The sequence below is a fragment of the Stenotrophomonas sp. LM091 genome (assembly GCF_001806305.1).
Classification (GTDB): Bacteria; Pseudomonadota; Gammaproteobacteria; order Xanthomonadales; family Xanthomonadaceae; genus Stenotrophomonas; species Stenotrophomonas bentonitica_A.
Map to the genome: position 1 here is coordinate 242,141 of NZ_CP017483.1, position 19,869 is coordinate 262,009.

Sequence of the window (19,869 nt, forward strand, 5' to 3'; positions counted from 1 at the left end):
GGAACGGCCGTCAGGCGAATGGCGAGACGTTGAAGGTCATGCTGACGATCGCCAGCAGGCCGAGCAGCCACAGCAGCCCGGCGGTGATCAGAGTGAGGGAGATGGGATAGTGGCTTTCGCCATGGACCAGGCCTTCGCCGATCATGATCCGGCGCTCGGTGCGCAGGCCCTGCATGTAGCGCACGTGATAGACGATGCCCAGGGTCAGCAGCACCAGCCCGAGCCCCACCAGGGCGATGCCGAAGTTGCGCGGCGCATGCGGACGCAGCGCGGTGCCGGTCTCGAGCATGTGCCCGAAGAACTGATAGATGGTGAAGCCGAAGCCGATCAGCGACAGCGCCGTGCGGATGATCGACATCAGCGTACGGTCCGCGCTCATGCGGGTCCGCTGGAACGACATCCCGGTCCGCCGCGAAGACAGCTCGATGGACGCCTCGTCGCTGCCGCCCAGCAGTTCCTTGGCGCGCGTGATGCTCAGGGCACGCTCGCTGAGTCGTTTGGTCGGGTCGGTGTCGTTCATGGAGGGCTCGTGGCGTGTAAGGATCGGGAGTCAGTGACGGCGGCGCAGCCAGTGCGATGCGATGCGGGCGATCGGTCCACGCAGGACCAGGTACGGCAGGAAGCCGAGTACCACCGCGATCACGAACGCTTCCAGCGGGTACTTGAAACCGCCAAACATGCGGAACTGGTAGATCACGTCCATGCCGACACCCAGCAGCAGGATCCGCGTCGTGGCGGTGACGCCCTGCCGCCAGGCGACCTTGCGCTCGCCGGCCGAGCTGTGGGTCAGAAGCCACGCGTAAGGGGTCCTGCCCGCCTTGGCGTCCTTGATGCCGTCGATCAGGGCGGTGATCAGCGCCATCGTCGGCTGCAGGAAGAAGCGGAAGGTCATGGGACCGTCGGCGCGATCGATCATGTCCGTCCAGAAGCGCGTAAGGAAATCGATCACCAGGAGCATGGCGGGATCCTTGGGTCAGGGCTCCAGCTTGGGCGGACGGCGCAGGCCGCACAATCGAGTTAGTACTGCATGCACCACAGTATTTTTACTGCGCCCGCGGCCCACGGTGGCGGCGGTATGCTCCGTGCCAGCGCGCTGCGACGCTGTGCGCCCCCTCCTCCACTGCCCGGTCAGCCATCCGATGCGCAAGGACCAGGACCCCTATTCGCTGATGCGCGGTGGGCTGGTGCACCGGCTGCTGCATGCCAGCGGCGCGCTGCACGGCACCTCGCGGCTGTCGCTGTGGATCGCGCTGGGTATCGTCGTGGTCACGTTCGGGCCGATGCTGCTGTTGGCCGCCCATGCCGGTACGCTGTGGCCCGCGCCGCCGTCGATGTCGCTGCTGGACGACTACGCCACGCTGGCCCGCCTGCTGCTTGCCGTGCCATTGCTGGTGCTCGCCGCGCCCCGATCGGATGCACTGCTGCGCAATGCCCTGCGCCAGCTGACCCACGCCAGCCTGGTCCACCCGCATCACCCGCAATCGCTCGACGCGCTGTTGGCCAGGGTGCGGCGCTGGCGCGACAGTTGGCTGCCCGAAGCGCTGTGCGTGGTGATCGCCTGGGCGCCGCTGCTGTTCGGCAGCGATACGGTAAGCCTGCTTCCCGGCATCGCCGACTGGCGGCTGGACCAGGGCAGCCTGACCGCCGCCGGGCGCTGGTACGAATGGGTCGGCGTGCCGCTGTTCCGCCTGGTGGCACTGCTGTGGCTGTGGCGCTTCGTGCTGTGGACCTGCCTGCTGTGGCGGCTGCCACGCGCCGGCCTGGTGCTGCATGCCGAGCATCCGGACGGCGCGGGCGGGCTGGGTTTCCTGGGCATGGCACAGGAGCGCTTCGCCATTCTTGCGCTGGCCGGCGGCGTGCTGCTGGCCGGCGCCTGCTTCAACCACATGCAGTATCTGGGCGGGAGCCTGTATGGCCTGCGTCATCTGCTGGCCGGGTATGTGATCGGCGCGACCCTGCTGCTGGCCGCGCCGCTGCTGCTGTTGATGCCGATGATGCTGCGCGCCAAACGCCACGCGCTGTACCGCTTCGATGCGCTGGGCAACCGGGCCGCGGCGGTCTTCGATCAGCGCTGGCAGCGCACGGTGCAGGACGCCACCGCCGCCGACACCCTGCTCGACCATGGCGATGCCTCGGCCTTCGCCGATTTCAGTGGCGTCTACAAAGGGCTGAGCAGCATGTCGGTGCTGCCGCTGACACGCTGGAACCTGCTCTGGATCGCGCTGCATGCCATCGTGCCGCTGCTGCCGCTGGTACTGCTGGCCATGTCCGTGGACGAGCTGGCACAGAAGCTGATCGGCATCCTGGTGTGATTCCCGGCCGAACTCAGCGGCCGTCGCGGCGCAGGCCGCGCAGGGAGCGCGAGACGAACCTATCGCCCTTCAGCGCAGCGCCCACCGCCGACACCAGATCGTCCCCTGCGTCGGATTTGAGCACATAGCTGCAGGGTCCCAGCGCCATCGCGCGGGTCACCATCTGCGGATCGGCATGCACGGTGATGAAGACCACGCCCAGTACCGGGCGCTGCAGGCGCAGACGACGGACCGCCTCCAGCCCATCCATCTCGGGCATGGCGATATCGGTCACCACGACATCAGGCAGCATGCTCTGCGCGGCCTGGACCAGCGAAGCCCCGTCCTGCACCAGGCCGATCACCTGGTATTGCTGGGACAGCAGCCCACGAAGCTGGCGCCCCATGGCACACCCGTCTTCGGCCAGCAACACACGAACCGGATTCATCGCACTCGCCCGTTGGACGCCTGTGCCATGGTGCGGGGGGGGTTGCGCGGGCGACAAGGGGAAAACAACCGTGGCCGGGCAAGTAAAACTACTTGCCCGACCACGCCCGCGTGTTCCTAGTGACGGATGAGGCCTTCCTGCTCGGCCTTGCGCACCAGCTCGAGCGTGCCGTGGACGCCCAGCTCCTGCATGATCGCGTACTTGTGCGACTCGATCGTGCGCACCGAGACGCCCAGCTCATAGGCGATCTGCTTGGAACGCAGGCCCCGCGCGACGTACTCCAGGATCCGCAGCTGTTTTTCGGTCAGCACATACTGGCACCGCCCGGCGCACAGGACCGCGCTGGCCGCCAGCGTGGGGGTCACGTAGGTCTGCCCGTCCATGACCCCATTGATGGCCCGCACCAGCTCATCGCCGGCCGAGCTTTTCAGGATGTACCCCTGTGCGCCGGCACGAATCGCCTCGGCCGCCATGCTCGATTCATCGTGCATGGTCAGGAACACGAACGGCGTCCTGCAGCCCTCGCTGCGCACCTGGCGCATCACGTCGATGCCACTGAGCCCGGGCATGCTGATGTCCGACACAACGACATCGGGTGCTTCGCGGTGCAGCGCGTCCAGCAGCTCTTCGCCGGAGGACACCAGTTCGATCGACGCGAAGCACTCCATGAGCAGGCGTTCTATGCCCTGCGCGACCAGCATGTGGTCGTCGGCAACCACGACCTTCCGGAATGGAACCTCCATCAACTGCGCACACGAAATGCCCATTGCATTTTCTCCGTTGACATCAATCTTCCCCTGATTGAACTGCCGGTGCGGCCGCCTCACTGCTGAATCCATAACCGGATCGCGTTGATCACGCGATCAGCTTCCCCCTGCAGCGCGTTGAAAATGCGAGACGCCTTGTGATGGCATCGTGACGCGAACAAGTCTGAATCCGTCATGTTGGGCCATGCAGTGCGGCGTTTGCGCCGGCATCGCGATTCAGCCGCGCAGCGTGTCCTTGGGACATTCCCCGAAGACATGCCGGTACAGGATCGAGAACCGGCCGAGGTGGGAAAACCCGAAGCGCAAGGCGATGTCGGTCACCGTGCCGCGCTCGTCAGCGTGCAGCAGCGCCGTCCGCGCACGATTCAGGCGTGCCAGCTGATGCCAGTGGCAGGGACCGTGCCCGTATGCGTCACGAAACAACCGCTCGATCTGGCGTTCCCCTACCCCCAGCGCCAATGCCAGGGCGCGGCTGTCGAAGGGGCGCTCCAGGTGGGCCTTGAGGTAGTCCTCCGGGCGCCGTACCAGTGCATCGCGATGGCGGGCCGATCCCCAGCCATCCAGCCGCCGGGCCGGGCCCGCATCGCCGGCACTGACCGCCTCCACGAACGCCCCCAGCAACAGCGATGCCTGCGCGGCCATCTGCGCCGGCGTGATCACGCCTTCCCAGGCGGCCGCGGCTTCCAGTGCCTTGAACACCGCATGGCGCACTCCCTCAGCCGCTGGCGGCGGTGCGGGCCGCGTCTGCCAGCCCGTGCGTGGCAACCGCAGTTCCCGCCCGACCCGCAGCACCGCCTCACGCTGCAGGACCTCGCGCGGGATCAGCAGCACTGCCCATTGCCAGCCGCCAGGACTGGGGCGGACGTTGAGCTCGCTGTCTTCGGCAAACACCATGACCTGCCCGACCTCGACCAATCGCCCATTGGCCCACATCGGTCGCTCGCAGGAGATCGCCAGGGCCAGCGCGATCATGCCCTGCGCGAAGCTGCCGCTGGCGAAAATCGGCAGCGTGTACGCGCCGCTGTCCAGGCTGAATTTCGGAAACACCAGCCGCTGCAGGCACGCGCGGAAGTGCCCCGCCGCCAGCAGACGCTGCTCGAAGCGGGTATCGCGCACCACGCCAAGCAGCGCATCGGCGTCGAAGCCGTCGACCACGAAGCGGGTGTAAGGGGCCATCGGTTCGTCCATGCCAGCTCCCTCGGAACACGTCGGAATTCGGATAGCGCGCGAGTGGGCAACCTGCTTACATCGGCGCGATTGTGGGGTGGAAGCGACACATCGACAAGCGGTGATCGCTCAGGGGGCCCACAAGCGTGAAATGCATCACATCGAGGCCGGCGCACGTGTGCCACCGCCGCGCAGCGGTGCCAGCGAGGCCAACGAACCGAAGCCTGTTCACGCCTACCCGAGGTACCCGTGCCAGCGATTGCGAGCGTGAAACAACCCGTGTCCGTGTACCTCGACCCCGGCATCCCACCGGACGATCCCGCTCGCGCCTCGCCCTCCACGCCCCCGTCACGCGATCTTCGCGCATCGCTCACCCAGGTGCTGCCGCTGGCACTGGGTTGCCTGCTGGGGCAGCTGTTGCCGACGCTGGCCCAGATGCCGGGTTTCCGGTTGCATGTCCTCTGGATTCCCGGCCCGCTGCTGCTGGGCTGGTTGCTGTTCACCCCTCGCGCGGCGTGGCGGACCTGTGTGTTGTCGGCCTTGGCCGGTACCGTGCTGGCGTTTGTTCTGGTGCCGTTCGTGGTCTTGCCACGGCTGCTTGCCAGCGCGGCCGAATTCGCCTCGGTGGTTGCCGTGGCGTGGCTGCTGCTGCGCTGGCGGGGCGCCCGGGCACCGCTGGAGGGCTACCGGGAGATCGGCCTGTTCGTGCTGCTGGGTTGCGTGCTGCTGCCGATCGCGTGTGCATGGTGGCAGTCGCTGCTGTTCGCCGGCGGGCCGCAGGGCATGGCGCCGGGTGCACTGCTCACCCTGGTGTTGTGCAGCAGTGTCAGCTATCTGTTGATCGTGCCCCCCATCGTCAATCTGGCGCGCATCGTGCAGCGCCCGGAGCGCCGGCATGGGTGGCAGTGGCAGCCGGTGATCATCGCCATCACCCTGCTCGGCGGGCTCGGCATTGTCTGGGGCGTGAACTGGTCCGATGGCGTGATCACGCCGCTGCTGGTACTGGCACCCATCCCGCTGCTGGTCTGGGCGTTGATCGTGTTCGGCGTTGCCGGTGCCAGCATCGGCATGCTGATCGTGGCGCTGCTCGGCATGCAGCTGAGCATGGAAGGCGTGGGTCCGTTCGCGTACTGGACACCGGACCGCGACCTCATCACCGCACAGGTGTGGACGCTGTGCACCGGGTGCGCACTGTTGTTCCTGGGCGCGTTGTCCGAACAGAAACTCTCCAACCACCTCAACCTGCAGCAGGCCTATCGGCGGTTGGGCGAGCTGACCGGGCGGATGCTGGTGGTGCAGGAGGAAGAGCGCACCCGCATCGCGCGCGACCTGCACGACGACGTCAACCAGTCGCTGGCCGCGATTTCGATCTGCCTGAGCGCGCTGCGCAATCAGATTCCAGAGGCAGAACGCCACGCCGTGGTCGAACTGCAGGAGCAGCTGCTGATCGTCTCCAACGACATCCGATCGATCTCCCATGAGCTGCACCCGAGCATCCTGCGTTTCACCGGCCTGGCCAGCGCACTGGATGCGTTCTGCATCAAGCGCAACGCGCGCGGCGCCCTGCGGGTGCGTTGCCGCATCGAGAATCCTCCGCGTCTCAGCGATGACCACGAACTGAGCCTGTTCCGGATCGTGCAGGAGGCGGTCAACAACGTGGACAAGCATGCGCACGCGGCCAACGCGCATGTCCTGGTCGGCATCCGCGGCGGCCAGATGGTGTTGCAGGTGGACGACGATGGCGTCGGCATGGCGGGCCAGACGGTGCCATCCCCCTCCCCCGGCCTGGGCATGATCAGCATGGAAGAGCGGGCGCGCCTGCTGGGTGGCAGCCTGAAGGTCGGTCCGAGCCCACTCGGTGGTACCCGCATCGAGGTCCGCTTCCCGATGGGTGACGCCGCGCAGGACCTCGCGGCGGCACACGCCGGGCGCCCGTAGAACTACTGGCCGTGCGCGCGTAGAAAGGCGGTTGTGCCTTGCACGGCCGCCGTACACAGTGGCGCGACAGCCCCTGCGGAGAACGACATGCACAGGAAGGCCATGCTCCACCCGCGCCGTCAGGTCGCGTCCTTGTTGATCGTGGCGTCGCTGCTGACCGCCTGCAGCTCGGCGCCGCCGCTGTCCACTGCGCCTGCACCGCCCCCTGCACCCGGCAGCGTCGTCGCGCCCGCGCCCGCGCCGGTGCCGGAACTGCGCCCCGGCGTGCCAGCGGGCTATCTGGGCCGGGCCCTGCCCGACAGCCTTGCCCTGCTGCCGCCGCCCCCGGCCAAGGGCTCGGCCGCCTTCGCGCAGGACCAGGCGATCCACCGCGCGGCGCAACAACTGCGTTCGAGCCCGCGCTATGCCCTGGCAACCACCGATTCGGACCTGCGCTTTCCGCAGGTCGCCAACACCTTCTCCTGCGCACTCGGGGTACCGGTCAGCCAGCAGGCGACGCCGACGCTGTACCTGCTGCTGCAGCGGACCCTGGTGGACGCCGGGCTGGCGACCTATGCGGCCAAGGATCACTACAAGCGGGTGCGGCCGTTCGTCTTCCACAAAGAAGGCACCTGCGCCCCGGCCGACGAGGCTGCGCTGCGCGGCGACGGCTCCTACCCGTCCGGACATACCGCGATCAGCTGGACCTGGGCATTGCTGCTGACCGAGCTCAGCCCGGACCAGGCCGATGCGCTGCTCGCGCGCGGCCGTGCCTTTGGCGAGAACCGGCTGATCTGCAATGCGCACTGGCAGAGCGACGTGCTGGAAGGCCGTGCCATCGCCGCCGGTGCACTGGCCAAGCTGCACGCCAACGCCGACTTCAGCCGCGACATGGCAATGGCCCGCACGGAGATCCAGTCGCTTCGTGGCCACGGTGTGCAGCCCACGGGCTGTGAGGCCGAGAAGGCCGCGCTGGCCATCCGGATACCCGGGGTGCTGTAGGCCCCGACGAGGGCCACGCAGACGCGGCGACCGCAAGCCTTGCCAGCGTCACCTGGCCAGCCGCCTCGCATGGGCTGCACACGCCCGTCACGTAAGGCTTACGCCTGCAAAAAAGATGTCGTGGGACTGCATCCGCCCCGCCACTCCCGCCGTACCTGATGGTGCGTCACACCGGCGCATCCATTTGGGAGTTTGGTCATGAAGATCCAGTTCGCAGGCCTCGTACTGATCGGTTGTCTCGCTGCCACGTCTCCGCTCGTCTTCGCGCAGGCACCGGCCGCGCCCATGGCGGCACACAGCAATCCGATGGTGGGCGGCGCGGCGATGTATGCCAACAAGGACATCATCGACAACGCCGTCAATTCCAAGGACCACACCACCCTGGTGGCAGCGGTCAAAGCGGCAGGCCTGGTGGATACGCTGAAGGGCGCTGGCCCGTTCACCGTGTTCGCACCGACCAACGCGGCATTCTCGGCGCTGCCGAAGGGCACCGTGGAGGGGCTGCTCAAGCCCGAGAAGAAGGCAGACCTGACCCGGATCCTGACGTACCACGTGGTCCCGGGCGCGGTCACCAGCACCGACCTGATGGCCAGGATCAAACAGGGTGGCGGCAAGGCCAGCCTGACCACGGTTGAAGGCGAGGCACTGACGGCCCGCGTGGTCGGCAAGGGCATCACCGTGACCGACAGCAAGGGCCAGGTGGCCCATGTCACCATTGCCGACGTCAAGCAGAGCAATGGGGTGATCCACGTGATCGACAAGGTGCTGATGCCGTAACCGGACAAGGCGGCCGCAGTTCGCCTGCGGCCGCCCCGGGTGGCTGGAAGAGATGACCTGGCGCGGCGTCTTCAGAACGATGACGGGGGAGACATCACGCTGCGCGGACGGCGCGCCAGGTCAAGACGGTCCCTCACCGGCGCATGCGTGCGCCGGCGGGGTATGCGATTCAGCGCGATGCGACCTTGGCTGCTCAGCGTGGTAACGCTTTGCCGGACAGCTCGACGCGCCGGTTGGGCGCCAGGCATACGATCAACGCCTTGCGCTGCGCCTGCGCGCACTGAACGAGTGGATCGGCCTTGCCCCGCCCTTCGGCGATGATCGCGCCCGCCGGCACCCCGCCGGCAATCAGGGCATCGCGCACCGCCTCGGCGCGCCGCTGGGACAACACCAGGTTGTAGCGATCACTGCCGATCCGGTCCGTGTAGCCGATTACCTGGATGGTCTGCACCCGGCTGGCATCGCGGACCTGCTGCAGGAGGGTATCGACGTTGCGACGCCCTTCGGGTGTGAGCATGGCGCTGTCGAAGGCGAACATCGCATCGGCGGCCAGCCGCAGCGGTTCGCTCGGCATCGGCGCAGGCGCAGGTGCCGGCGGTGCCGGCGGACGCGGCGGATCAAGCACGGCCGCACAGGCCTGGGGCTTCCAGTGCGCCGCCTGGGCGATGCCCTTGCCGTCGAAGTCGACCTTGAACTGGCAGGTGAAGTAGTCGCCCCCCGGTGTACTGCGGAAGTTGAACAGGTAGTTCCATTCGTGCACGCCCCACATGCCCTCGCCGAAGTGCGGGGTGCCGAGCAGTGCATAGAGCTGACGTTTGCTCATGCCACGGGCGAACAGGCGCAGGTTGTCGACGTCCACGAACAGACCCTCCTTCAGCGTGGCTTTGCGGGGATCGGGAAAGTTCGTCGGCTCGGCGTCGGCGACGCTGTCCGGTGGCGTGGCGCGTTGCCCGCCGTGGCTGGCGCAGGCGCCCAGCAGCAGCGCTGCCAGGCTCAGGCCCAGCGAGCGCAGCAGCGGCAGTTGGGTAATGGATGTGGGCTGCATGGACATGGTGTTCCCCCTGTGTACGTTGTGTGCGGACCGATGGCCCGGTGCCGGTCGATGACCGGCACCGGACGCGGTCACCACTGGATGCCGGCACCTACCGCGACACCACCATCGCCGCGGCTGTTGGTCGAACCGCTGAACTTGTAGATCCAGCGGCCGCCCTCGGAGACCCCCGAGATGCCCACGGCCACGCCGGATTCACCGTTGAAGCTGCCTGCGGCCAGCGAAGCCATGCTGCGGCCGGCCTCATACGGCTGCGGCAGCGCCGCCACCGCCATCGCCGAGGCCACACCGGCCGAGGCACGGTTGTCGGTCTTCTGCAGATTGCGGTCGAACGAGTCCATGCGCTCGTCGGTATAGGCCTTGGACCAGTCCAGGGTCTGGGCCATGCCGCTGCGCAGCTGGTCCACGTTGACCGCGTCGGTCCCGGCGGTACCGGCGGCGACATTGCGCACCGTGGTCGGTCCGGTGGCGGTGCTGCCCAGGGTCACGCTGTTGAGGTTGGTGGTGCCGTTGACGTTGGAGTCGTAACGGATCGTGCCCTGCTGCGAGGCCTGCAGCTGGCGGACATTGACCGCGTCGGTGGCGTCGCTGCCGTCGGCGACGTTGGCGATCTGGCGCTCCGCCCCGCTGCTGCCCACCGAGACCGTGTTGGCGCGGTTGGCCACCGAGCCGGCACCCAGGGCGACACTGTTGCTGCCCTGCGCACTGGCCCCGTTGCCCAGCGCGGTGGCGTTGTCGCCCGCGGCAGCGGCGCCGGCACCACCGGCCACGGCGTTGTCGCCGGAGGCCGAGGGCGCAGCCAGGTTCTGCGAATTGTTGACCTGGAACATGCCGGAGGTACCGTTGTTGATGTTGTTGATCTGCGTATCCGTGTAGGCCTTGGACTCGTTGATCGCGTAGTTCACGCCGTTCTGCAGCTGGCCGACATTGACCGCGTCGTAGCGCTCGGAACCATCGGCCACATGGGTGACCTTGCGCTCGGCCCCGGTACTGCCGACGGCCACTTCGCCCACCGAACTGCTCGCCCCGGTCTGGCCGTAGGCACCGGTGTACCCCGCCTGTGCCCCCACGCTGGCGACCGAGCCGGCGCCGAGCGCAACGCTGTTGTCCGCACTGGCGCTGGCGCCGTCACCGATGGCCGCACTGCCGCTTCCGGCGGCGCTGGCCAGCGGCCCGATCGCGATGCTGTCGGCACCGCCCGCAGTGGCCGCGCCCTTGGTCGAGTTCACCTGCACGTACTGGCTGTTGCCACCCGGCTGGATCTGGTCGATGCGGGTGTTGAGGTTGGTCAGCGAGGCATCCACCGCCGAGAAGGCCACGGTGACATCGCTGTAATCGTTGGCGATGACACTGCCGTCGGTGGCGATGGAGGAGATGCGGAAGGTCGGTGCCGTCCAGATCCCGGTGTTGCCGTCGAAGTTGGTGGTGCCGCCGAAGTACCCCACCAGCGCATTGTTGGTCTGGAACAGCTGGTTGCCATTGACCGCATCCTGGCTGCCGGCCAGCACGCGACCCTCGGCCAGGTTGGTCAGTGCGACCGCCGCGCCACTGGCGTCGCCGGCCAGGGTGATGGTGTTGGTGGCATTGCCGCTGGCATCGGCGTCGTACTTCACCGCCAGGCGGTCCACGGTGTCGGTCTGGTCGGCGACGTTGGCCAGCGAGGTGCTGACCGCATCGAAGGCACTGCCGACGTTGTCATAGCTGCCGGCGGTGACCTGGCCATCGCTGGCGACGTTGTTGATCGTGTAGGTCGGCGCGCTGACCATGCCGGTGGCGTCCAGCGCCGCCCCACCGCCGAGGTGGGTGGCCACGGCCTGGTTGGCGGCGAACAGCTGGGCCCCGTTGATCGCCTCGCTGCTGCCGGCCGTGACGCTGCCAGCGGCGAGGTTGCTCAGCGTGGTCGCACCGCCGCCGTTCCCCAGCGTGGCGCTGGCGTAGTTCACGCTGCCATCCGGGTTGAGGTCGTAACGCAGCGCGCCCTGTTCGGAGGCTTCCAGCTGGCCCAGATTGACGGCATCGGTGGCCTGGGTACCGGCCGCCACGTTCACCACCTGGCGCTCCGCGCCGGCTGCACCGACGGAGACCGTGTCCGCGCGGTCGGCCACCGCGCCGGCACCCACGGCGATGCTGTTGGCCGCCGTGGCCGAGGCCCCCATACCGACGGCGATGCTGTCCAGGCCGGCAGCGGCGGCCTCTGCACCGGTGGAATTGATTTTCAGGTAGCGGCTGCCGACCCCGTTGCGGATGTCGGTGATCTGCGTGTTGAGATTGACCAGCGAGCCATCGACGGCGGAGAAGGCGTCGCTGGTGTTGTCGTACACGCCCTGGGCCACTGCGCCGTCGCTGGAGATCGTGGAGATCTGGAAGCTCGGTGCGGTCCACGCACCGGTGGCGGGATCGAAGGCGGTGACGCCGCCGAAGTAGTCCACGATCGCACTGTTGGTGTCGAACAGCTGGGCGCCATTGACCGCCTCGGTGCTGGTCGCGTTCACCGCGCCATCGGCGAGGTTGGCAATGGTGCTGGTGCCGGTGCCGGCGCCCAGTGTCACCCGGCGGTAGTTGGCACCGCCTGCACCATCGTCGTCGTAGGTCACCGCCAGCGTGCCGACCGCGTCGATCTGCGAGATCGCGCCCTGCAGCTGGGCGACGTTGACCGCATCGGTGGCGGCACTGCCGGCGGCCACGTTGCTGATCTGGCGCTCGCCACCGGCGAAGCCGACCGAGACTTCACCCGCCGATACCTGCGGCGCGCTCAGCCCGTAGGCACTGTAGCTGGCCTGCGCACCGCGGTTGGCGGCGGAGCGGTAGCCCAACGCAACGCTGTTGGCCTGGGTGGAGGTGGCCTCCGCACCGAGGATGGTCTGGCCGTTGGCCGTGCCCTTCGCGCTGTCGCCGACGACCACCGAGTGGCCCATGCGCGCGGCGTAGTCGGCGGTCGGTACGCCGGTGGGGTCGGTCGGATCGTTGAGCCCGGCGCCCGGGAACGCGATGTTGGCGTCCTGCCGCGGCAGCTCATGGCGTGCGTTGGCGCCGATCACCACTTCCTTGGAGCCATTGGCAAACGCCCCGTCGCCAACCAGCACTTGGTAATCCTGCGCGGCATTGACCGCCCAGCAGTCCACGCTGGCCACCAGCAGGTTGAGGCACTTGTTCGACCATGCCGGCGACCCGTCCGGCAACACCAGGCCGAGCAGGCCATTGGGATCGCCGTTGTTGATGTTGTAGATGTAGCTGTCGGAGGTGACGCCGCCGATCAGGGTCAGGTGCGAGCTGCCCCCGGTGCTGGCGTTGCCCAGCCCATCGAGCAGCGTGCCGACCGGGCTCAGGTTGACCACCGGCAGGCCCAGCACGTTGGTGACCGAGTAGGTCTGCATCACGTTGGCGCTGCTGACCGCCAGGTTGCCATTGCGCACGTAGCCGTCGCCACCCAGCAGACCCTGCGCGGTGGGGCCGACCAGCTGCGATAGCGAGCCCACCAGGCCACCGGTACCGATGATCAGGCCGGCGTTCGGATCGGCCGGGGCCGGTCCCTTCGGGCTGCCCGGCGGCAGCGACGTCGGTGCCGGGAACACGGTACCCAGTATCGGCGTGGTGACCGCGCCGACCGCACCGAGCACGGGCGTCGTGATCGCCCCCACCGTCGTGCCGACGCCATCAAGCAGGCCGCCGACCGCACCACCGACACCGTTCAACAACCCTCCCAGTGCGTTGCCCAGCCCGTTCGGTGCCAGCGCCATCGAACTGGTCTGCACGGCGCTGACGCCGGCATCGACCAGCTTGGGATTGCGATCGGCCGCATCGACCACGTGGCCCAGTGCATCCACGCGCACACCACCGGCGACATTGCTGGCCAGCGACGCCTGCACCGCGTCCGGGGCATCAGGCGTGACCGTGGCCTCGGCGATCAATGCCGCCTTGGCCTGCACCTCGGCGGCGGCAAGGCGCGCCTGGGCAGCCGCATCGACCTTGGTGTCCAGCGCCGCCTTGAGCGGGGCCGGCGCAGCCGCAACGGCCACGTTCGCTGCCGCGTTTGCATCGGCCCTCACGGCCAACCTGCCCTCAGTGGCGGCAGTCAGTCGCGCATCCGCCTTGACCGGCACCTGCACCGCTGCTGCCGACGGTGCCAGCGTGGCCACGGCGTCGACGGCGGCGTGTGCATTCAGTGCTGCTCCGTTGCCGGTGCCGCCTGCAAGACCCAGGTCGGCCAACGCCGCCACCTGTGCGGTTGGCGCGGCGATGCGCCGGGGCAGCTCCGCACTCAACTGTGCGGCGGTCTGCACCTGCAGTGCCGGCCGACCGTGGGCCGCCTGTGCACCCAGGTTGAGGTTGACGTTGGCATCCACGCTCAACAGTGGCGTGGTGCCACGATCACGTGCGGCCGCCGCCAGCGCCACTTCTGCATCGAGCTTCACCGGCAACGGCGCGGTGTACTTGGCGGCCAGTGCCTGCAGGTCGGTGAGTGTCTGGTTCTCGCCTGCCCATGCACTGCCCGTGCACAGCGCCAGCGACAGACCCAGCGAGAGCACCGACATCGGCACCTTCAGGTGCACCATCACCGGTCCGGCGGCCAGGCTGCCGCGAGCGGTGGCGATTTCGGACACGACCACCAGGGCATTCAGCCGGTGGCTCCACACCAATCGAAAGATACGGTTCATCAGGTATTCCCCCGTGTACGGACGCGTTGAACATCACCGGTGCCTGACGGCACGTGGATGTCATTACAGTCGAGGGGTCAAACCGCGAGCACTTCATTCCGGCAGCGCAAGCGTGCGTTCCGGCAAGAAGACGGGGAAAACCGGCAGCGGCATGGACAATTTCGGCAGCTTGCCGAATATGTGCAGGGCAGACGGACGGATCGCGTTTCCGGTCAGGCCGGGCTGCCCATCTGCGCCGGTGCGCGCATCAGCGTATCGCGGGGGAGCTCGCCGAATACCCGGCGATAATTATCGGCAAACCGCGACAGGTCCCATAGCCCGCAACTCAATGCGATCGCCTTGACCGACTTGCGGCTGGCATCGGCCATCGACAGGCCGCGGCATGCCGCGCACAGGCGCAGCATCGAGAGATAACGGTTGGGCGAAGTACCGAACAGGTCTTCGAAGGCATACCGCAACGCGCGCTCGCTGACCCCGGCCGCGTCACAGATTTCATTCATATAGATATAACGACGCAGATTGAGCCGCATGAAATTCTCGGCGCGCTGGGCGATCAGATAATGCGTGCGCCGGCCCCGGCTGCAGGTGGGATGGTCATCGCTGCCGGCGCCCAACAGCGCCTGGATATGGTCGTGCAGCAAGGTGTCCACGGCGTCGGCCGGCAGCGCCGCGCCCTGTCCAAGAAGTGTCTGCTGGACCTCACCGTAGCGTTGCACCAGTCGCGCTGCGTTGCTGCCCGCGCCGGCCTGGAACAGGGACAGGGCCTGGCCCGAGGGCAAGGTGCTGCGCAGGCTCAGCTCGGTCAGCTTGCGCTGCACGCGCTGCATCGGCGCAAGCAGCAACGTCAGGTGGGTGCCGGCGCTGAGCGTGAACTCGCTGATGCCCTCCGGCAGCACGGTCAACGCCATCCCGGCGGCCAGCGGCATGCCATGGCACCAGCTGACGTTCTCATCGGTGGCGTGGATCAAGCCGAGCAGGCACCAGTCCTGGGGCAGCATGAAACGACCGCGGAAATGAAACCCGCTCACCGCGGTGCAGAACAATGCCTCGTCGTGCACCTGCGATTCGATCGCGGCACGCGGGCCGTTGCCATCGAGCAGCACCATCTCCAGATCGCACACGCGCAGCACACCGCTGAGCGAGGCCAGGTCGAATGCCCGCAGCCCGCTGTCGATCTGGTCTTCCGCCACACCATCTACCATGACAGTGATGCCCCCTTTGGCCTGGTTACCCGGTGCCTGCGCCGCATGGCCACCGGGTGCGCACTCCTGCGTTTGCTGCTGCGCATTCTGTTACGGCCAACCCGCCGTGGCGATGCCCGCCAGCCCGCCCAACCCATCGTTCGTGACTGCAGCTAAATCGCTCACTGATCGCAGCTAGATCATTCAGCCGATGCGGCAGCGATTGTCGGCGAAGCTTTCGATGCGCATTTTTGGCAAGTATGCCCGAACTGGACGCCAGGTAAACAGAATCATAATCGCCATCACAAATGTGTCCGGATCCGTTGAAACCCAACGTTCAAGCGCGCTGGGATACTGTCAATTAATTGACATCACGTCGCCCTCACATAATCTCTACCCGCGCTTCACTTTGCCGCCATTACATCAGGCTCATGCACGGCGGTCTTGCAGTGCGAAGTTTCTAAAGTTGAAACCGCACCTGCCGATTTTGTGTATTGGATCCCACGTGATTCGTCGAGCATCGTATTCAGGACGCGCGGCGATACCGACGCGGCGATTGAAAGACAAGGGGAACGCCATGGACAGCAATCTTCGTACGCACTGCCCTCATTGCCGATGCCGCGGTTTGGCGGCAATGACCGCACTGTCCAGCGCGATCCGCCTCCAATGACGTCGCCGGGCTTGGCCCGGTCGATAGCGCAGGCCTGCAAGGGCCGCACCGCGCAGGACGCGCGGTCGGGATGGAGGTCCTGGCGGAGCCAGGCAACACCATCGGTACCAGGGGCTGTATCCGCCCGTTCGGGCTCTGATTGGGAAATGGAGAAACCGTCATGAATGCATCCGTTCGCAAGTTCCTCGTTGAAGAAGATGGCGTGACCGCGCTCGAGTACGGCCTGCTGGCTGCCGTGATCGCGGGCATCCTGGTGGCGGTGGGTAAAGACCAGATCACCGGATTCTTCGAGAATCTGTTCACCAAGCTGGGTGAAGTGGTCGACGACGCAACCGCAGCGGCGGCCTGATCGACTGTCGTTGACTGCCTGCGCTGTCGCCCGGCTCTCCCCGCGGCGACGGCATGGCACGCAAGTGCGTCGTACGATCGATTCGGGGGACATAACGCATATGGAACTCCTTCCCCTGGTGGCATTGCTGCTGGGCGTACAGGTCGCCATCCATGACCTGTACGCCCGACGGGTGTCCAATCGCGGGTTGCTGTTGGCCACGGGCGTGGCGCTGGTCGCGCTGGCGTGGCAGTGGTGGATGGCCGACCGCGGATTTCCGGGCACGCACCTGCTCGGCTTCGTACTGGGATTGCTGTCGCTGCTGCCGTTCTATGCCATCGGCTGGATGGGTGCCGGTGATGTGAAGTATTTCGCCGTGCTCGGCCTGCTGCTTGGCGCGGCTCCATTGCTTCCGATCTGGATCATCGCCAGCCTGCTCGCCGGTGCACATGCCACATGCGTGATCGTCGCGCGGCGCATCGCGCCTGCGTTGTCCCATTCCGGTCCGCGCCCCGAGACGGACAATGCGGTCTCGCGCCGCCTGCAGCCGGTGATCGCGCAGTGGCGGCAGGCGCGCCAGGGCCGGGTCGGCATTCCCTATGCGGCCTACCTGGCCTTCGCCAGTATGTGGTGGGTCCTGCAACAGCCATCCGGAGGTGCCGCATGAGCATCACCGCCGGCCACCTCGGCCGCCCGACGCGCCAACACGGCATCGCGACCCTCGAATTCGCGCTCATGCTGCTGTTCGGCCTGTTGCCGCTGCTGCTGATCACCTATTCGGGCGTGATGATCATGGCCGCGCAGCAGACGCTGTCGGCAGCGTCTGCGGAAGGCGCACGCGCTGCGTTCCGCCATGCCACGCCGACCGAACGCCGTACCGCCGCCTGCGTGGCCGCGCGACGCTCCATGCAGTGGCTGCTCACGTACGCCAGGCAGACGCCCGATTGCGCTGCGGCTGGCGCGCCCCCGATCACCGTCTCCACGCCCGCGCCCTGCGCCGACCTGCCGGCCGCGCAATGCATCCGCGTGGAGGTGAGCTACGACTACCGCGCCCACCCCTTCCTGCCCGGCACGGGGCGCGTGTACGGCTGGGTAATGCCAAGGGCGCTGCGCAGCACCGCGGTCGCCCAACTCGACCTCGGCGGCAACTGATGACCCTCCGGAGAACCGCATGCTCAAGTTGACCCGCATCGCCGCGATCCTGTTGATCGGCCTGGCGGTGATCCTGGCCATTGTCGCCTTCGGCGTGAGCCGCCGCGCCAGCGAGGCGCCGCCGGCCACGCCGGCGACCGCCACTGCTCCCGCTCAACCTGCCACCTGGCCGGTGGTCGAGGCGGCCGGCGCCTTGCCGGCCGGGCGACCGATCACGGCCGAGGACCTGCGCATCGCCGGCCATCCGCAACGCCCGGTGGGCGCCTACACCTCGATCAACGCACTGGTCGGCGCGGTACCGACCCAGGATATCCCGGCCGGCACCCAGATCCAGACCGCGCAGATCGCACAGGGCTTTTCGCTGCGCCTGAATCCCGGCGAGCGCGCACTCGCGGTGCCGGTGGACGAACTGGTGGCTGCAGGCAATCGCATCCAGCCGGGCGATTTCGTCGATGTGTTCCTCAACCTGCGCGCGTCGGGCGGGTTGCGCGACGACGGTGACGCGCAGACACGGCTGCTGTTGTCGCGGCTGCGCGTGCTCAGTTATGGCGCCGATGATCTGCAGAGCGTGGCCAGCGTGCCCGCCGATGGCAGCGCGCCTGCGCCCGCCGACAGCCGCGCACAGGACATCACTGGCGCAAACGCGTCGGCCGGCGCATCACGCAATGGTGGAACCACGCCACCGGCACGCAGCGCGGTGCTGGCGGTGCCGGTCGCCGAGGCGAACCGGCTGCTGCTCGGCGCCCAACAGGGAAAGCTGTTCCTGGCGTTGCGCAACCCGGCCGACATCGCGCTGCCGGACCAGGGCTTGTTCCCGACGCCCGGCCGCGTGCTCAGCCCGCGCCGCGAGCTGTCCGCCGAGGAGCGCCTCGCCCTGCAGCGCCCGGAAAACGATGCCTACGCCGGCATCGACACCGACGCCCTGGCCGGACGCGGGCGCAGTTCCACCGCGGCACTGCCCGTTCCCGGCAGCGCACCGCGGCGCGCGGCACCGCGCCCGGACCGCGGGATTGAAATCATCCGTGGCGACATTTCCTCCCACAGCGGGTCGCGTTAAGCCCATGCCGAGACAGCCCATGACCGAACGCCCCACCCTCACGCGCCGCCTTTGCCACGCCCTGCCACGCTGCCTGCTGGCTGGCGTGCTGATCGGCAGCCCGTTGCTGGCCAGTGCCGACGCAGAGCTGGTACTGCAGACGCGTGAGCAGCGACCGTGGTCGTTGCCGGCCAACCTGGAACGGGTCGCCATCGCCGACCCCAGCGTGGCCGACGTGGTGATGCTGCGTGGCCGCGAGGCACTGCTGGTCGGCAAGGCACCCGGCAACACGACGCTGCTGCTGTGGCGCAACGGCAATCGCGAGCCGGAACGGCTGCAGGTGGAGGTGCGCAGTGCCGTGCAGGGTGCGTTGACCACCCAGGGCGGTGGCACCGGGCTGGTCGTGCAGGACGGCCAGGGCCTGCTGCAGGGCCTGAGCCCTTCGTTGCTGGACCACCAGAACAGTGTCAAGGCCGCGGCGATGGCCGTGGGCAAAGAGGGCCAGCTGGCCGATATCTCCACCATCGCCACGGGTGGCGTGGTCCAGGTCGAGGTGAAGATCGTCGAGTTCAACAAGTCGGTGCTGCGCCAGATCGGCATGAGCTTCGGCAACAAGAACTTCAACCGCAACAACGGCTTCTATTACGGCATCACGCGCCCCGGCGCGACCCTGCCCGGCGTGCTGCCGGCGGGCGAATCGGCGGGGCCCGACGACGTCATCATCACCAACCCGCTGTCGTCGGCCTTCGGGCTGGTGTTCAAATCCCTCACCCATGGCTGGGACGCCAACATCGACCTGCTGCAGAGCAACGGCATGGCCCGCGTCCTGGCCGAACCCACCCTGGTTGCGTTGTCCGGACAGAGCGCCAGCTTCCTGGCCGGCGGTGAGCTGCCGATCCTGGAACCACAGGGGCTGGGCACCACGACGGTCACCTTCAAGCCGTTCGGCATTGGCCTGACCGTCACCCCCACCGTGCTCGGCCCGAACCGCATCGCACTCAAGGTGGCGCCGGAAGCGAGCGACCTGAACTACGCCGCCGGCATCACCTACAACGATGTGCAGGTGCCGTCGATCACCACCCGCCGCGCCGACACCACGGTCGAGCTGGGTGACGGGGAAACCTTCGTGATCGGCGGGCTGGTCAGCAACAACGTCAGCTCCAACGTGGACAAGGTGCCCCTGCTCGGCGATCTGCCGATCATCGGGTCGTTCTTCCGCACCCTCAATTACAAGAAGGAAGAAAAGGAGCTGGTCATCATCGTCACCCCGCGGCTGGTGCAGCCGTTGGCCCAGGGCACCGAGGTGCCGCTGCCGGGCCAGCGCGAGGCATCGCCGAACCTGCCGGTCTGGGGCGCCTGGCTGTTGAGCCCGGCATCGTCGGACCAACTGCCCGGATTCTCGCGCTGAGCCCAATGCCAGGAACCTT

17 protein-coding genes are annotated in these 19,869 nt (G+C 67.6%); 9 read left to right on the forward strand and 8 right to left on the reverse strand.

What is annotated here, in order from left to right:
- Nucleotides 1–10: 10 nt before the first annotated feature.
- Both BIZ42_RS01025 and BIZ42_RS01030 read right to left on the reverse strand, forming a co-directional pair.
- Nucleotides 11–520: a DUF202 domain-containing protein gene (locus BIZ42_RS01025; RefSeq protein WP_083279752.1), complete on the reverse strand. Its 510-nt coding sequence runs from the start codon at nt 518–520 to the stop codon at nt 11–13.
- A gap of 30 nt (nt 521–550) precedes the next feature.
- Nucleotides 551–958: a hypothetical protein gene (locus BIZ42_RS01030; RefSeq protein ID WP_070425277.1), complete on the reverse strand. Its 408-nt coding sequence runs from the start codon at nt 956–958 to the stop codon at nt 551–553.
- A 181-nt stretch (nt 959–1,139) separates the two neighbouring features.
- On the opposite strand from BIZ42_RS01030, the gene BIZ42_RS01035 reads away from it, so the two are divergent.
- Nucleotides 1,140–2,312 (forward strand): hypothetical protein, encoded by a 1,173-nt coding sequence (locus BIZ42_RS01035; protein WP_070425278.1) that lies wholly within the window; start codon nt 1,140–1,142, stop codon nt 2,310–2,312.
- A gap of 13 nt (nt 2,313–2,325) precedes the next feature.
- On the opposite strand, the gene BIZ42_RS01040 is transcribed toward BIZ42_RS01035, so the two are convergent.
- The 3 genes from BIZ42_RS01040 to BIZ42_RS01050 all read right to left on the reverse strand — a co-directional run bounded on the left by BIZ42_RS01040 (nt 2,326) and on the right by BIZ42_RS01050 (nt 4,694).
- Nucleotides 2,326–2,739, reverse strand: a complete 414-nt coding sequence (locus tag BIZ42_RS01040; RefSeq protein ID WP_070425279.1) for a response regulator transcription factor — start codon at nt 2,737–2,739, stop codon at nt 2,326–2,328.
- A 116-nt stretch (nt 2,740–2,855) separates the two neighbouring features.
- Complete coding sequence (locus BIZ42_RS01045) at nt 2,856–3,506, reverse strand: response regulator transcription factor (protein ID WP_070425280.1); 651 nt, start codon at nt 3,504–3,506, stop codon at nt 2,856–2,858.
- A 216-nt stretch (nt 3,507–3,722) separates the two neighbouring features.
- Nucleotides 3,723–4,694 carry an AraC family transcriptional regulator gene (locus BIZ42_RS01050; RefSeq protein ID WP_070425281.1) on the reverse strand — a complete coding sequence of 324 codons (972 nt, stop codon included), beginning with the start codon at nt 4,692–4,694 and terminating at the stop codon, nt 3,723–3,725.
- A 258-nt stretch (nt 4,695–4,952) separates the two neighbouring features.
- Between BIZ42_RS01050 and BIZ42_RS01055 the strand changes: the two genes are divergently transcribed.
- From BIZ42_RS01055 to BIZ42_RS01065, 3 genes are all read left to right on the forward strand, one after another.
- Nucleotides 4,953–6,611, forward strand: a complete 1,659-nt coding sequence (locus tag BIZ42_RS01055) for an ATP-binding protein (protein ID WP_156785662.1) — start codon at nt 4,953–4,955, stop codon at nt 6,609–6,611.
- A gap of 102 nt (nt 6,612–6,713) precedes the next feature.
- Complete coding sequence (locus BIZ42_RS01060; RefSeq protein ID WP_083279753.1) at nt 6,714–7,592, forward strand: phosphatase PAP2 family protein; 879 nt, start codon at nt 6,714–6,716, stop codon at nt 7,590–7,592.
- Nucleotides 7,593–7,790: 198 nt separating this feature from the next.
- Complete coding sequence (locus BIZ42_RS01065) at nt 7,791–8,369, forward strand: fasciclin domain-containing protein (RefSeq protein ID WP_019184689.1); 579 nt, start codon at nt 7,791–7,793, stop codon at nt 8,367–8,369.
- A 193-nt stretch (nt 8,370–8,562) separates the two neighbouring features.
- Here the strand turns inward: BIZ42_RS01065 and BIZ42_RS01070 are convergent, their stop codons facing one another.
- The 3 genes from BIZ42_RS01070 to BIZ42_RS01080 form a co-directional block, all read right to left on the reverse strand.
- Nucleotides 8,563–9,414: an OmpA family protein gene (locus tag BIZ42_RS01070; protein WP_070427405.1), complete on the reverse strand. Its 852-nt coding sequence runs from the start codon at nt 9,412–9,414 to the stop codon at nt 8,563–8,565.
- 77 nt (nt 9,415–9,491) lie between these two features.
- On the reverse strand, nt 9,492–14,075 hold the full coding sequence (locus BIZ42_RS01075) for a YadA-like family protein (RefSeq protein ID WP_070425283.1): 4,584 nt from the start codon (nt 14,073–14,075) through the stop codon (nt 9,492–9,494).
- Between the two features lie 212 nt (nt 14,076–14,287).
- The gene (locus tag BIZ42_RS01080) at nt 14,288–15,277 is read right to left on the reverse strand and encodes a helix-turn-helix domain-containing protein (protein WP_070425284.1); all 990 of its coding nucleotides are present in this window, start codon (nt 15,275–15,277) and stop codon (nt 14,288–14,290) included.
- Nucleotides 15,278–16,086: 809 nt separating this feature from the next.
- Here BIZ42_RS01080 and BIZ42_RS01085 point away from each other — a divergent pair.
- The 5 genes from BIZ42_RS01085 to BIZ42_RS01105 all read left to right on the forward strand — a co-directional run bounded on the left by BIZ42_RS01085 (nt 16,087) and on the right by BIZ42_RS01105 (nt 19,850).
- Entirely contained in the window at nt 16,087–16,275 is a 189-nt protein-coding gene (locus BIZ42_RS01085) for a Flp family type IVb pilin (RefSeq protein ID WP_019184693.1), read from the forward strand.
- A gap of 100 nt (nt 16,276–16,375) precedes the next feature.
- A complete protein-coding gene (locus BIZ42_RS01090; RefSeq protein ID WP_070425285.1) occupies nt 16,376–16,921 on the forward strand; it encodes an A24 family peptidase in 546 nt (181 codons plus the stop codon).
- A complete protein-coding gene (locus BIZ42_RS01095; protein WP_070425286.1) occupies nt 16,918–17,406 on the forward strand; it encodes a pilus assembly protein TadE in 489 nt (162 codons plus the stop codon). Before BIZ42_RS01090 ends, BIZ42_RS01095 begins: the two co-directional genes overlap by 4 nt.
- A gap of 19 nt (nt 17,407–17,425) precedes the next feature.
- Entirely contained in the window at nt 17,426–18,463 is a 1,038-nt protein-coding gene (cpaB, locus tag BIZ42_RS01100; protein ID WP_070425287.1) for a Flp pilus assembly protein CpaB, read from the forward strand.
- A gap of 19 nt (nt 18,464–18,482) precedes the next feature.
- Nucleotides 18,483–19,850, forward strand: coding sequence for a type II and III secretion system protein family protein (locus tag BIZ42_RS01105; RefSeq protein ID WP_070425288.1), 1,368 nt, complete (start codon nt 18,483–18,485; stop codon nt 19,848–19,850).
- The last annotated feature ends 19 nt before the right edge of the window (nt 19,851–19,869 follow it).